11 protein-coding genes are annotated in these 13,774 nt (G+C 60.4%); 6 read left to right on the top strand and 5 right to left on the bottom strand.

Going from position 1 to position 13,774, the window contains the following annotated elements:
* Positions 1-171: 171 nt before the first annotated feature.
* On the bottom strand, positions 172-468 hold the full coding sequence (gene groES / locus AC0L2L_RS10115) for a co-chaperone GroES (protein WP_292497447.1): 297 nt from the start codon (positions 466-468) through the stop codon (positions 172-174).
* Between the two features lie 1,283 nt (positions 469-1,751).
* On the opposite strand from groES, the gene AC0L2L_RS10110 reads away from it, so the two are divergent.
* The 6 genes from AC0L2L_RS10110 to AC0L2L_RS10085 all read left to right on the top strand — a co-directional run bounded on the left by AC0L2L_RS10110 (position 1,752) and on the right by AC0L2L_RS10085 (position 8,711).
* Positions 1,752-1,946, top strand: a complete 195-nt coding sequence (locus tag AC0L2L_RS10110; protein WP_473577969.1) for a hypothetical protein — start codon at positions 1,752-1,754, stop codon at positions 1,944-1,946.
* Between the two features lie 133 nt (positions 1,947-2,079).
* On the top strand, positions 2,080-3,231 hold the full coding sequence (locus tag AC0L2L_RS10105) for an ROK family transcriptional regulator (RefSeq protein WP_473577967.1): 1,152 nt from the start codon (positions 2,080-2,082) through the stop codon (positions 3,229-3,231).
* Positions 3,232-3,337: 106 nt separating this feature from the next.
* Positions 3,338-4,645, top strand: coding sequence for an ABC transporter substrate-binding protein (locus AC0L2L_RS10100; RefSeq protein ID WP_473577966.1), 1,308 nt, complete (start codon positions 3,338-3,340; stop codon positions 4,643-4,645).
* A gap of 77 nt (positions 4,646-4,722) precedes the next feature.
* Positions 4,723-5,643: a carbohydrate ABC transporter permease gene (locus AC0L2L_RS10095; RefSeq protein WP_473577964.1), complete on the top strand. Its 921-nt coding sequence runs from the start codon at positions 4,723-4,725 to the stop codon at positions 5,641-5,643.
* Positions 5,643-6,545 (top strand): carbohydrate ABC transporter permease, encoded by a 903-nt coding sequence (locus tag AC0L2L_RS10090; RefSeq protein WP_473577962.1) that lies wholly within the window; start codon positions 5,643-5,645, stop codon positions 6,543-6,545. Before AC0L2L_RS10095 ends, AC0L2L_RS10090 begins: the two co-directional genes overlap by 1 nt.
* Positions 6,546-6,569: 24 nt before the next feature.
* Positions 6,570-8,711 carry a beta-galactosidase gene (locus tag AC0L2L_RS10085; RefSeq protein WP_473577960.1) on the top strand — a complete coding sequence of 714 codons (2,142 nt, stop codon included), beginning with the start codon at positions 6,570-6,572 and terminating at the stop codon, positions 8,709-8,711.
* An 812-nt stretch (positions 8,712-9,523) separates the two neighbouring features.
* Here AC0L2L_RS10085 and AC0L2L_RS10080 read toward each other — a convergent pair.
* From AC0L2L_RS10080 to AC0L2L_RS10065, 4 genes are all read right to left on the bottom strand, one after another.
* Positions 9,524-10,558, bottom strand: coding sequence for a hypothetical protein (locus AC0L2L_RS10080; protein ID WP_473577958.1), 1,035 nt, complete (start codon positions 10,556-10,558; stop codon positions 9,524-9,526).
* Positions 10,559-10,891: 333 nt separating this feature from the next.
* Complete coding sequence (locus AC0L2L_RS10075) at positions 10,892-11,551, bottom strand: PIG-L deacetylase family protein (protein ID WP_473577957.1); 660 nt, start codon at positions 11,549-11,551, stop codon at positions 10,892-10,894.
* The gene (locus AC0L2L_RS10070) at positions 11,548-12,363 is read right to left on the bottom strand and encodes a sugar phosphate nucleotidyltransferase (RefSeq protein ID WP_027164340.1); all 816 of its coding nucleotides are present in this window, start codon (positions 12,361-12,363) and stop codon (positions 11,548-11,550) included. The genes AC0L2L_RS10075 and AC0L2L_RS10070 overlap by 4 nt, the downstream gene beginning before the upstream one ends.
* Positions 12,360-13,655 (bottom strand): class I SAM-dependent methyltransferase, encoded by a 1,296-nt coding sequence (locus tag AC0L2L_RS10065; RefSeq protein ID WP_473577956.1) that lies wholly within the window; start codon positions 13,653-13,655, stop codon positions 12,360-12,362. The genes AC0L2L_RS10070 and AC0L2L_RS10065 overlap by 4 nt, the downstream gene beginning before the upstream one ends.
* Positions 13,656-13,774: the final 119 nt, after the last annotated feature.

The raw sequence follows: 13,774 nt of genomic DNA, 5'->3' as shown, positions 1-13,774 counted from the left end.
TTGGGGCCGAGCGTCACCTTCACCGCGTCGGCGAGGATGTTGACGCCGCGCAGCATGCGCTCACGGGCGTCGCGGGAGAATTTTACGTCTTTGGCAGCCATGTTTAACTCCTGGCAGGGGGCTCGGAACGAGCCCGAAGATTCAAGATTCAGTTGACGGTGAGGCCGATGATCAGCCGACGATGCCCATGATGTCGGATTCCTTCATGATCAGAAGGTCCTCGCCATTGAGCTTGACTTCGGTGCCCGACCACTTGCCGAACAGGATGCGGTCGCCGGCCTTGACGTCCAGCGGCACGAGCTTGCCGGCTTCGTCGCGGGCGCCGGAGCCGACGGCGATGATCTCGCCTTCCTGCGGCTTTTCCTTCGCCGTATCCGGGATGATGATCCCGCCCGCGGTCTTGGATTCGGATTCGACCCGGCGAACGACCACGCGGTCATGCAGCGGCCGGAAATTCGACTTTGCCATTTTGGATTATCCCTGGTGCGGAGGTTGAAAGGTTCTCCGTTGCCGGAGCCCGGTTAGCACTCGCCAGCGGGGAGTGCTAACGTCCCGGTGAGATAGGCTGTAGGTTCGTCCTGGTCAAGACGGATGAGCGGACAGCCGAAGAGCAAAAGATTTGGAATCGACACCGAAGCCTGGCCTCCCATTACGGGCGCATCCCATAGCCTAAGCGCATTTCGGCCGTCAGCTCTGGACCGACTTTTGTGTCTTATTTGGAATGTGAAATTATGTGAAATTAACGGCCGAGCAGTCGGCCGCATCCATAAACTTCGGGTCGCACGAGCTCATCGCTTAGGCATGCAGTAGCAGAGCACATCGGAATGTCTTTCTGAGACGATGTTTTCCTCGGTTTGGGTCGGCTATCGAATAAACAAATGCGAGCGCCTTGCTGCGACTGACAGGCGCAATCGCTCGACCTGCTGATCGAACTCTCGAGCGAGTTCGTCCACGCGCGGACATTGACCTCGCCGAATGGCTGCTCGTAAATAATGCAGTCAAAAGTGTGCATACCCCGACGGCGACCACATTGTTTCAGCCTTTTCAACAGCGTACGATTCTGACGGTATTTTGGACGGTATTGTGGATTTGATTGACGAAAAAAATTAAGGAAGACCAGCGTCTTGCAGCTACAATTAATCATCGAGTGGGAGTGACGGGGCGTGCTGTGGAGTAAAGTAGGATAGGATATCGCGCTGTAGGCAATACCAGCACAGCAAAAGTAGCCGATAGTTCTCAATTTGCGATGATTGGGATCAGCCGGCATTAGCGTCGGCTCCAATGATACAAACCCTCGGACTGCAGAGATCACGTTCCGACGGCTTGTATCAAATCCGGCTGTGCCTGGTGTGGGGCGGTCGCGACCAGCATTCCTTGTCGAGCGCCTTCCACTATGGCTAGTTCTGCGATGCCTTCCGAACCGGCCGCGGGATCGTCTCGGCGGATGCGCTTCCGCCTCCGACGTCGGCTTTCGAACTCGCGCCCCGCGGGTCTTGACCTTCTCGCTAGAAGAAGGTCCTAGGGCGGCAAGGAAACCTAAGGCGGAGTTCAAGCGCAAGCTTACCCGAGCGCCAGGTTGAGCAGCCGCTCTCGGAATTGCGGTCACCAGTGCGTGGCCGGACGAGCGTTGGCGAATGCCAGCGGACAGCCAGACCGAACGTAAATCGCCGGCCAAATCGGAAAGAAGTCCTCGGCATCGTTTTGCAATGGCCTCACGCCAATCTCAACTCGCAGACTTAGCGGAACCAGACATGTACCCCTTCAAAGAAAAGTCCGTAGTTTACGTTTTCGACGCATACTGCGGCTGGTGCCGGGGCTTTTCCCAACGCATGAGCGAGTTTGAACAATCAAACCGCGAAGCGATGCTGGCGCGGCTGACTCCGGAGCGGCGGACGATCATCGAACCGCAGCCGCAATCGCTCGTGCCACCCGGCGCGGCGGCGTGAGGCCGAACGACCCAGCAGCAAAAAAAGACGGACTCGCGGGCGGTTCTGGTTTATGCCGACGCCCGTTGCCGGTGCGCCGGCCTAGTAGAAACTGGCCGGTCCGATGAAGCGACAGTCAACGACATCGAGCCTTTTGCGCCGCCTGAACCGGTCGGCCGCAGTGGATCTGATCCGCACCGAAGGGGTCATTTCGCCATCGAGCCTCGCCGAGCGGCTGAACATCAGCCTGCCGACGGTGATGCGCGTGATCGAGGATCTGATCGCCGAAGATCTGGTCGCCTATGACGGCTTCGACGAGACGTCGCGGGGCCGGCCGCGGGCGCGCATCAAGTTCCGCGGCGCGGCGCATGCGATCATCGGCATCGAGGCCGGCAAGGGCGAGTTCTATGGCGCCGTGGCCAATCTCGAGGGCGTCGTGCAGACCGAAATGCACGAGACCGCCGACGATGATGGCGAGCGCAATTTCGAGAAGCTGGTCGGCCTGATCCGCCGGTTGATGGCGGCTCCCCGTCCACGCGGCCAAACCATTCGCGGCATCGGCATTGGCCTGCCCTCGATCGTCAGGCAGCCGGCGGGCGAAGTGGTGCTGACGCTCGGGCTCGGCTGGCGCGACATGCCGTTGCGGGCGCGGCTCAGCGAGCATTTTCAGATGCCCATCGTCGTCGAAAACGGCCGCAACCTCGCCGCCGTGGGCGAATGGGGATTCGGGGCCGGGCGTGGCGCCGACAGCGTCGTGAGTCTCTCGATCGGGCCCGGCGCCGGCGCGGGCGTCATCATCGACGGCAAGCTCTATGGCGGGCACTCGCATGCGGCGGGCGAGCTCAGCTGGTATCTCGATGACCCCCTGCTCACCGGGCGGCCGTTCGAACATCTGGGCGACAAGCAATCGCTGCGCTTTTTCGGCATCCCCGAACAGGCGACCAAGATGCTCGAAGAGGCCAACACCCAGTATGCGGCGGGAAAGCTCACCCTGGCGGCCGTCACCGACCGGCAGGCGGACAAAATCGCGCCGGTTGTCACCGAGTTGCTCGACTATGCGACGATGGCGGTGGGCAGTGTTGCTGCCTTCATGAACCCCGAAATCATCGTACTGGCGGGCCGGGTCGTCGGCGGCGGTGATCTGGTGCTCGATGTGCTGCGGCACCGCCTCATGGGCAATGTGTACGACGCGCCGCGTCTCGTGATGGGCGCGCTGGGGCACCGCGACATCGTGCTTGGAGCGGTGCGCCTAGTGCTCGATGCGACGACGCTCAACCCTGCCGACAGCCTCGTGATGGCCGACTGATCAGTCGATCGCGATTGACAGCGACTGAATCTCGGCATTAAGTTTCTAACTGAAAGAAAAAGCGCCCTGCATCGTGTGGGAGCGTATCTTTCGTGGGAGGACTTCAATGACGAAGCTTTTCAATCCGCTTGGGCGGACGATGCAGCGTCGTGACTTCTTGAAAGTTGCGGGTGCGAGCGTTGCGGTTGCAGCCCTGCCGGCGGCAGTTCGCGGTGCCGATCCCGTCAAGCTGCTTCTGTGGTCCTGGCTGCCGGATTTCCAGACGCAGGTCGACATGTTCAACGCCGCGCATCCGGGCATCCAGGTCAAACTCGTGAATGCCGGCCAGGGCGCCCCGGAGTATCAGGCGGTCCGTGCGGGCCTGAAGGCGGGCAGCGGCCTACCCGACGTCGTCCATATCGAATTCCAGTTCCTCGAGAGCTTCCGCCAGATCGACGCGTTCGCCGATTTCGGCCAGTGGGCAAACCCGCACAAGGCAGAGTTCCCCGAAGGCACGTGGACCCAGGTCGCCAAGGGTGATGTTGTCAGCGGCATGCCATGGGATTCCGGTCCGATGGCGATGCTCTACCGCAAGGACATTCTCGACAAGCATGGCATCACCCCACCCGCGACCTGGGCGGAATTTGCCGATGCCGCCAAGAAGCTGCATGCGGCCGACCCCAATGTCTTCCTGACGGACGCGTTGCTCACCAATGGCGGCTGGGTCAATGGTCTTCTGTGGCCGATGGGTTGGAAGCCGATCAGCCGCGATGGCGACAAGCTCGCGATCAACATCAACGACAAGATTTCCAAGGACTTCGCCGCCTATTGGCAGGACCTTATTACCGCGGGCGTCATCGAGACCAAGCCGGGGTTCAACAATGAGTGGTACACCGGCCTCGACTCGGGCCGCTATGCCACCTGGCTCACCGCCGGCTGGGGTCCGGTGTTCCTGACCTCGGTCGCCAAGACCAGCGTGGGCCAGTGGCGTGCCGCCGATCTGCCGCAGTGGGACGCGAGCAAGTTCGCGACCGGCAATTGGGGTGGCTCAGCGCTGGCCGTGATGAAAGCGACCCAGCATCTGCCCGAGGCCGCCGAACTCGCGATCTGGCTGACTACGAATCCCGAAGCCACAAAGCTCTACACCACCAAGCAGTTCCTGTTCCCATGCACCACCGCTCTGCTGACCAGCGCCGAGTTCGCCGGACAGAAGATGGACTTCTACGGTGGCCAGGCGGTCAATAAAGTGTTCGCCAAATCGGCGGCCGCAGTCAGCAACTTTGAGTGGAGCCCGTTCCAGGACTTCTTGTACCAGTCGATGGAAGATGAATTCGGCGCCTCGATCAGCGGCAAGGGAACGCTGTCGGATGCGTTCGACCGCATCCAGGACGCCGTGGTCACCTACGCGCGGGAACAAGGCTTCACCGTAGACTGAGTTCTCCCGGGCAACGGCCGGGCGCGCTTGATCGGCGCGCCCGATCTCTTCATCTTGCCGGACGGGGGACCATGGCAATGTCGAATTCGCCAGCCGCAGCGACGCGCCCAGCGCGATCGGGCGGTTTTACGTCACGAAAGCTCGCGCCCTATCTGTTCCTGGCGCCCTTCGTGCTGCTATTTGTCGCCTTCATCGTCGCGCCGCTGGTTTATGCGTTCTATATGAGCCTCTACCGCGACACGCTGGTGGGCGGACGGCAATTCGCGGGTGCAGCCAGCTACATCAAGGTCACGGGCGACGCCAAATTCTGGGGCGGCGTGTGGAACCTCGTTCTGTTCGGCATGGTGCAGGTGCCGATCATGCTGGGCCTGGCGCTGTTGTTCGCCATCGTGCTCGATCGCGGCCAGGTCTATGCCAAGAGCGTCTTCCGGCTCGGCTTCTTCCTCCCCTACGCCGTGCCGAGCGTGATCGCGACGATCATGTGGGGTTATCTGTACGGCCCCAACTTCGGCCCGTTCACGCAGATGGCCAAGGCGTTCAACCTGCCGCCGCCGGACTTCCTGTCGCCAGGCGCGATGATCTTCTCGTTGGCCAATATCGTGACGTGGGAATATGTCGGCTACAATATGGTGATCTACTACGCCGCGCTGAAGACGATCCCGTCGGACCTCGCCGAGGCCGCGCGGATCGATGGCGCCTCGCCCTGGCAATTTGCGCGGCTGATCCAGCTGCCGCTGCTGTGGCCGGCGATCCTGCTCACCATCATCTTTTCGATCAACGGCACACTGCAGCTGTTCAATGAGCCGTATTTGATGCGCGCGCTCGCCAGAAACACCATCGATTCGAGCTACACGCCGAACCTCTATGCCTATTCGTTGGCGACTTCGAACCAGCAGTATGGCTATGCGGCCGCCGTCTCGTTCGTGCTTGGCATTGTGATCGCCGGTGCCTCCTACATCTTCACTCTGATCACCAACCGTCGTCGGCCGGAGCAATGATGACTGCGACCACCGACATCGCCTCTTTCAAAGCTACCAAGCGCCAGCCCGGCGAACGCCGGCGCTCGCGGGTTATCCTCACGCTGCTGCTGTCAGTTTTCCTCCTCTACAGCTTCGTGCCGCTGGTCTATCTGGTCCTATCGGCAACGAAGACGAATGGCGACCTGTTCACGACGTTCGGCTTCGGCTTCGGCACCGAGTTCAACCTCTGGCAGAATCTGAGCGATCTGCTGGCGCGCGACAACGGCGTCTTCATGCGCTGGATGTTCAACAGCTTGCTCTATTCGACCGTCGCCGGGCTCGGTGCCGCGATCTTTGCTACCGCGGCAGGCTATGCGTTCGCCAAGTTCAAATTCGTCGGCCGCAATCTGCTGTTCGCGCTGGTCTTGGGCGCTGTGATGATCCCGCAGACGGCCCTCGTCGTGCCGATCTTCCTGCTGCTGGCGCTTTCGGGTCTCAGCGACAATCCGCTGGGCGTGATCCTGCCCTCGATGATCTCGCCGATCGGCGTCTACCTGATGTGCGTCTATATCGAGCAGGGCGTCGACGACGAACTGCTCGACGCAGCGCGTCTCGATGGCGCCGGCGAGTTCGTGATCTTCCGCGCCATCGTGCTACGGCTGGTGGCGCCGGGCATGGTGACCGTGGCGCTGCTCTCGTTCGTCGGGACCTGGAACAATTACTTCCTGCCGCTCATCGTGCTGCGCTCGCAGGAGTACCAGCCGATCACAGTGGGCCTCGCAACCTGGTATCAGCTCGCGCAGCAGGGCGGTGGCGGCGGAGAGGTGCTGTTCTCGATCATCATCACCGGCGCGCTGGTCAGCATCATCCCGGTCATCGTGGTGTTCCTGCTGCTGCAGCGGTTCTGGCAGGGCGGCCTCACCGCCGGCTCCATCAAATAGACTATCGCCTGGAGTTTTCCGACTATGACGACTGCCTCGAAGTCCGCGCCGCTCTCTGTCTGGCGGCCGATCGCGACCGACACTTTCCTCGTCGGTACCCCGCATTACCCGGAGCATGTCGATGAGAGCTATTGGCAGCGCGACGCCGACCGCATGGCAGCCGCGGGCTTCAACGCGGTGCGACTTGCGGAATTCGCCTGGCATATTATCGAGCCGCATGAGGGGACGTTCGACTTCGATTTGTTCGACCGCGCCATAGATATGCTGGGCAAGGCTGGCATCAAGACCATCATGTGCACGCCGACGGCGACGCCGCCACGCTGGCTGACGGCGCGTTATCCCGAAGTGTTGCGCGTCGATGCCAATGGCCGCGCCATGAGCCATGGATCGCGCCAGCACGCCAATCTTGCGAGCGGAGTGTTCCGCGAGCATTCGAAGCGCATCACTAAAGCGATGGCCCAGCATTATCGCGGCAATTCGCACATCATCGGCTGGCAGACGGACAATGAGCTCAATACCTCTGGATCGCTGTCCTACGGTCCGGTGACTCTGGCCGAGTTCCAGGCCTTCCTCAAGGACAAGTACAAGACCATCGCCGCGCTCAACGATGCGTGGGGCGGGCATTTCTGGGCCACCGGCTACGACGATTTCGATCAAGTGGTGCTGCCCCTCGACTACGCCCCCGCCCCGGTCGGGCCGACCCATGTGGTCGACTATCACCGCTTCCTCGCCTTCGTCACGGCGCGGTTCCAGCACGATCAGGTGCTGATCCTGCGCGCCACCAATCCAGACTGGTTCGTCTTCCACAATCTGGGCCGGATCGACGACATCGACTTCCGCGGCGAGTTCTCGACCGATCTCGATTTTCTCGGCTTCGACATCTACCCGCATCTCGATGACGAGATGCAGCGGGTCGGCAGCGTCGGCGAGGCGCAGGCGCTGCGTCTCGACATCTGCCGCGGCTTCACCGGCAACTTCATCGTGCCCGAGCAGCAATCGGGCTTCGGTGCGCAGCCGAACTTCTCGACGCTGACGCCCGAACCCGGCGAGATGCGCCGCATGGCCTATACGTCAGTGGCGCGCGGCGCCGATGGCGTGATGTTCTTCCGCTGGCGGCCGGCGCATTTCGGCGCCGAGATCTATTGGATGGGCATCATCGATCACGACGACATCCCGCGGCGGCGCTATGACGAGGCCAAGCAGTTTGCGGGTGAGGTCACGGCGCTCAAGGACAAGATCCTCGGCACGCATGTGCGCATGGATTTGGGCATCGCCGGATCAGATTTCGACAATCAGGAGATGCACCGCTCCTACCCCATCGGCATGCCGAGCCCGCAGGACGACGCGACGCTGCTGCACCGCTATTGCTACCGCCACAACATCGCCTGCGGCTTCATCCATCCCGAGGATGATCTCAGCAAACTCAAGGCACTCTATGTGCCGCATTGGCTGAAATGGACCGATGCGTGGACGGCGCGGATCGAGGCCTTCGCTAAGGCGGGTGGAATGGTAATCCTGGGCGGCCGCACCGGATCACGCGACGTTAACAACCACGTCATCCGCGACACCTCGCCGGGCAAGACGCTCTCGGCGCTGGCCGGGATCACGGTCGAGGAGTTCGGGTTGCTGACGCCGATCGGCGGCGAGGGGATGTTCGAGCATGGCGGCCGCTTTGGCGCCAACACGGTGCGCAAGAAGCTGCCGGCGACGTCGGCGAGCCGTCAATACGAGCTCAAGATCGGGAATGCGCAGGTGACGGCGGCGCATCTTTATGAGCTGCTTAACGTCGCGCCCGGCACGGAGGTTATCGGCAGCTGGGCCAGCCGCTTCGCCGAGGGCCAAGCCGCGATGACTTCGCGCAAAGTCGGCAAGGGCAATGTGATCTACCTCGGCACGTACCTCAGCGATGCTCTGGTCGAGGTGCTGGCCGATCAAGTGCTGGCGCCCGCCGGTATCGTGCCGCTCATCGCCGACATGCCGGCCGGCGTCGAAGCGACCATCCGCGAGAGCAAGGACCGCCGCCTGCTGTTCATCCTCAATACGCTGGGCGAGCCGGCAGACGTGCCGAATATTCCAAACGGCATCGATCTGCTCGGCGACGCGCAGGTGAAGGCAGGCCGCATGAGGCTCCCCGCCTATAGCTGCAGCATCATAGAACTGGCTTAGTCTGCATCAGGCGGCCGGGTTTTCCGCTGACGGACGTCAGGGCCAGGCGCCATTGACAGCGCGCTTAGCGACCTGTTCCGTTCCGGCACCAAGCCGCTCGCGACGGATCTCATCAGAAAGCCGAAACCTGGGGATTATGCGATCATGTTCTTTCGCACCGGTATGTTTTAGCTATCGTGAATATACGGCGGGCTGAGTCCGCCGGGCCGGCGTCCTTAAAGCCATCTTACCCCAACGAGGGCGCCGGTCACCTTGCGCCGTTGGGCCAGGTCCGTTGTCGTGCCGGTGCGGCGGTGACAACGGACCTGGTTCATCTGCTCGACCAGTTGGTGGCACATGGTCTTGCACCGGACATTCTGCGGCATCGCTTCGGATTGCGCTGTAACAAAAAGGTCCGCGTCTCAAGCGCATTGGTCCTAATTGAAATGATCTTTGCGCCCGCACTACCAGTCGTCACGTTGTCGGTGTTGATTTACCCAGGAGCTTTGCCCGTTTGCTGATGTCAGTGCTGCAGAGGGAAAGTGAGCTGCGCTCAGCAATGAATTGAGTTGATTCTTGGTCAGCTCACGAGCTTGCTCGTCGGTGACGCAGGCTTCCTAGCTCACTAGCCGGCTAGTGATTTCTCGACGTTCTTGATCAAGATTTGAAAGTCTTTCGATCGCTGCCGCGTTGTTGCTTGTCATCTTAGGTCTTGATTCGCTTTATCCACTCACTGGTCTCGGCTTCTTGAGGCGAATAAGCGGGAATGAGCGCTGAAACCTTCGGCGCCTGACTTGGAGCTGCCATTTATCGCTGCATTTGTGTCAATTGGGTCAGGGGCTGACGATGAAGCCGATGCTGTCGCGGCCGAGGTCTGCGCCACGTCGCGCCATCTCGGCGGCCTTAAGACCGCCGACGAGCCTGCGGATGGTCGGATACCAGCCGAGAATCTCTGGCGATACGCCGAGCTGACCGCGCCCCGGCTTCCTCGGTGGCCAGATGCGGAGGCCGAAATACCGAGCCGCCAGGCGATCGATTTCACCGCTGAATTGAACGAGCAGGCTTCCGCGAGCGGCTTCGAATACTCGGGCCAGGCCATTAATATCCATCGATGGTTTTTCCGCCGGTCGCAAGGCCACCACAACTGCATCCCACATGCCCGGCAGCAGCATTTGCGGATGAGCAAGCATTGTCACTCTGGCACCTTGCTCGATCAGGGCGTCCTCTATGTAACGCCTGCAAGGGGTATCGCACAGGACCGCGATTTCTGTATTTCTGATGCCGAGGCCGGCATCGTACAGGAGCCGACAGCACAGCCGGGCTAAATCGGGAAGCAAGTTTATCGACGGATGCTCTAGATTTGGAGCAACGACTTTGACCTGCATCTCGCTGCAGGCCTGCAGGTCGACCATCTCGGGGGAAAGTTCCCATGGCTCGGCCATTAGCGCTACCACTGAATGGGGACGGAGGAACTCGGCTGTCGTCCGTGATATTGGCCGTGTCCGCGGACAGTTCACAAGAATGTCGACCTCATTCCAGTGATGGGGGTGCATCCGTCGCATAATTTTCAGCTGAGCAGAATGTCCGGCATGGTTGGCCAGGTCCAGCGCGTCCCAAGAGGTAGCTGGACTTCTGGCGTGCTTTTTCCGCTCAGCTGTAAGCGCAAATACGGTTCGGGCGCCGGCGAGCGCCGCCGCGATTGCCGTGATCGCCTCTGAACCGAACCCGGCTCCAGTAACCACCACCTGTCCGTCGAGATCGAGCTGAAACTCTTCGACGCACTCGCGAATTGCGTTGACGACCGTTGCCCGGTCGATCTCGGCGTCTTGACCAAGATCTCCGTCATCCGGCTGCAGGCCGTCGGTCACAGGGTAGGCCCGCTCATCGTCGCGGGGCCGGATTCGCTCGCAGAATGCACTTCCCATGAGGCTTGGACCGATAATATTGACATAATGGCCGGTTGTAATTCTTTGCATCGCCGCGAAATCTACTGCAGTCTTATCAGTTGTTTCGAGGGATTGGTGTAGGCCAAATCGCCTGATTTGTGGAGGAAATGTGCGCCCGCGTCTTCGACGGACCTACTTCGTTTGGAGGAAGGTCTGATGCTCCCGGACATGTTGAGACCACTCGTATACGATCAGCGGTTGAAGCGATCTCACCCACACAGGATCATACACGCGTCGGGTGACCGCTCCGCTTTTTCAGCCGAAGGACCAGGAAGCCTTTCGCACGACAAACCCCTCGGCAAATCCATCCTTGGCCCGGCACTCCATCCCGCGCAGCCGCGCCAGGCCACGAAACGTTTCCGCGTCGAACCAATCCTTGGACCGCTGGCTGCCGAAATGGGCAAGGAGCAACTCGGTTTTGCGCTGCATCTCGGCTTCGGACAGCGGCATATAGAAATTTGGCTGGCCCAAGTCGCCGTCCCATTTCGGGATCTCATATTCAAGGATGAGGTGATCTCGAAAAAGGTTCCAGGTGATCTTGTTAACTTCCCGATGATCCTGATGCGCATCATCCCGGCGGTGGGTGAAGATCAGGTCGGGCCTGACTCCTTTGGTCTGGGATGCAAGCCACTCCTTGATCTCCCGACCTTGGGTCGGAAAGTAACTGTCATCGAAATCGGCAGTCGTGACGATAGGATCTACGACCCCTTCCAGAAAGCTATGTGCCGATGCGCGAGCCTCGTCGCTGCGGGCTCCACGTCCGCTCAGTACAAGCCAGAGCACGTCAAGTTTCGCTCCTCCCGCAACAAGGGATAGCAGAGTTCCTCCCACGCCGATTTCGATATCGTCGGAATGGGCGCCAAGACAGAGTACGCACAGACTCTCCTGGGCGCTTCCGAGCGACAGGGCCCTCATGACCTGGCGACTGCGAGTCCAGATCCGCCGGTCCGCTCGCGCATCTGCCGGTTCCAGGGCATGTTGCCTTTTTCGACCATGTCCTCGAGCACCTGCCAGTCGCGCAAGGTGTCCATGGAGCGCCAGAACCCATCATGCTTGTAGGCCATCAGCATATCGGCCTCAATCAGCCTCCGGAAAGGTTCAAGCACGAGTTCTTCGCCTTCGCGCATGAAATCGAAGATTTCCGGTCTGAATAGAAAATACCCGCCGTTGATCCAGATATCTGAGCTCGCGGAAGAGCGGAACTCACGGACGCGGCCGTCCTTTGCGATGTCCGCAAAGTGATAGGTAACCGGCGGGGGCACCGCCAGGAAGCAGGCGAGCTTTCCGCTCGCGCGGAACTTGCGCTCCATGTCGTCGAGATCGACGTCCGTGAGCCCATCGCTGTAGTTGGCAAGGAACATGTCGTCGCCCCGAACCAAATCACGTGCCGCCCAGAGCCGTTCGCCGATGTTGCGCCAGATGCCTGTGTCGATGAGCGTGACTTGCCAGTCCTTGTGACTGTCATCCAAGAGCCTAACATCGCGACCGTCGCCGGTAACGACGCAATCAGCGAACATCTGCGGCCGGCTGTTGAGGAAGAAATCCTTGACGACGTTCGCTTTGTAGCCAAGGCAAAGGATGAATTCCTCATGCCCGTAGTCGCTGTAGTATTGCATTACGTGGCGCAGGATCGGCTGCGGGCCGAGTGGGATCATCGGCTTAGGCACTGCTTCGGAATAGTCGCGAATGCGCGTGCCGAGCCCGCCGCAGAAAAGAACGACTTTCATGGCTGGTGCTCCGCAGGATCGATTACCTTGACGAAGGGGATTGGCACGACGAATTTCGCGCCCCATGTGGCCACGTGCGACATCTGTTTGACGATCTCGTCTTTCAGGTTCCATGGCAGGATCAGTATGTAGTCCGGCTTGGCTTCCTGAATGGCCTCGACGGGCTTGATCGGAATGTGCATCCCAGGCGTGAAGCGTCCGTGCTTGTAGGGATTTCGGTCGACCGTGAAATCCAAAAAGTCGGTGCCGATCGCGCAATAATTAAGAAGTGTGTTGCCCTTGCCGGGCGCCCCATAGCCGCAGATCGTCTTGCCTTCGTTCTTCGCCGATATCAGGAAGCTGAGCAGGTCGCGCTTGGCACCGTGGGCGCGATCGGCAAATGACGTGTAAGTCGTCATCTCCTTGAGCCCGCCGCTCACCTCGCGCTCGAGCAATCCACTCACCGCCGGCGACGGACGATGGTTGCTATCTGCGCGCGCGAGGTAGACCCGCAGGGAACCTCCGTGGGTGGGCAGTTCCTCTACGTCGAAGACCTTGAGGCCGTGGCGGGCGGCCATCATGTCGATGGTCGTCAGCGAGAAATAGGAGAAATGCTCATGATAAATAGTGTCGAACTGGTTTTCATCGATGAGCCGCTCAACGTGCGGGAACTCAAGGGTCACCACGCCTTGCGGCTTGGTCAGGAGCGCGATACCTGCAACGAAATCGTTGAGGTCTGGAACTTGCGCAAGAACGTTGTTGCCGACAATGAGGTCGGCCTGCTTGCCTTCGGCGATGAGTTCGCGCGCCAGGCGTACGCCGAAGAAGTCGATACGTGTCGGCACACCCTTGGCGATGGCAGCTTGCGCGACGTTCGCCGCGGGCTCGATGCCAAGTGTGGGAACACCCAGTGGTTGGAAATGCTGCAGCAGATAACCGTCATTGCTGGCCAGTTCGACCACCAGGCTGTCTTGTCCGAGCCCGAAGCGCGCCGCTGCGTGATCGCAGTAGCGTTTCGCATGTGCGACCCAACTTGTGGAATACGATGAAAAATATGCGTACTCAGTGAATATCTCTTGCGGACTGATATGCTCCGGCAACTGTACCAGGAAACATTCCTCGCAAACCATCACGTGAAGCGGGTAATAGGTTTCCATATTGCCCAGCCGGTCCGGCGATATGAAGTTTTCGCAGGGCGGCGACATCCCTAGATCGATAAATGTATGACGAATAGGCGCCGCACAGAGCCGGCAACGTCTTTCGTGTTCGACGTCCGCGTCTTGACGGCGCATATCAGCAGGATGAAAATTCATGAGATCCAAGCCCGGATTTGTCGTGCGGCGACCTTGAACCCGTCAGCGAGAGCCGCCGACTTGGTATTCTGAGAGACGAGGTAGTCCAATCGAATGAGGCTCGGCCTAGGTTGACCCGG

It is taken from the genome of Mesorhizobium sp. WSM4832, from assembly GCF_055811115.1.
Note: the sequence above shows the minus strand (reverse complement) of the source record. Positions and strands in the feature narration are given on the sequence as shown.

Bases quoted from the DNA above. Each gene is read 5' to 3' on its own strand.
- groES (WP_292497447.1), bottom strand. From the start codon at position 468: ATGGCAAAGTCGAATTTCCGGCCGCTGCATGACCGCGTGGTCGTTCGC.
- AC0L2L_RS10110 (WP_473577969.1), top strand. From the start codon at position 1,752: ATGTACCCCTTCAAAGAAAAGTCCGTAGTTTACGTTTTCGACGCATAC.
- AC0L2L_RS10100 (WP_473577966.1), top strand. From the start codon at position 3,338: ATGACGAAGCTTTTCAATCCGCTTGGGCGGACGATGCAGCGTCGTGAC.
- AC0L2L_RS10095 (WP_473577964.1), top strand. From the start codon at position 4,723: ATGTCGAATTCGCCAGCCGCAGCGACGCGCCCAGCGCGATCGGGCGGT.
- AC0L2L_RS10090 (WP_473577962.1), top strand. From the start codon at position 5,643: ATGACTGCGACCACCGACATCGCCTCTTTCAAAGCTACCAAGCGCCAG.
- AC0L2L_RS10085 (WP_473577960.1), top strand. From the start codon at position 6,570: ATGACGACTGCCTCGAAGTCCGCGCCGCTCTCTGTCTGGCGGCCGATC.
- AC0L2L_RS10075 (WP_473577957.1), bottom strand. From the start codon at position 11,551: ATGAGGGCCCTGTCGCTCGGAAGCGCCCAGGAGAGTCTGTGCGTACTC.
- AC0L2L_RS10070 (WP_027164340.1), bottom strand. From the start codon at position 12,363: ATGAAAGTCGTTCTTTTCTGCGGCGGGCTCGGCACGCGCATTCGCGAC.
- AC0L2L_RS10065 (WP_473577956.1), bottom strand. From the start codon at position 13,655: ATGAATTTTCATCCTGCTGATATGCGCCGTCAAGACGCGGACGTCGAA.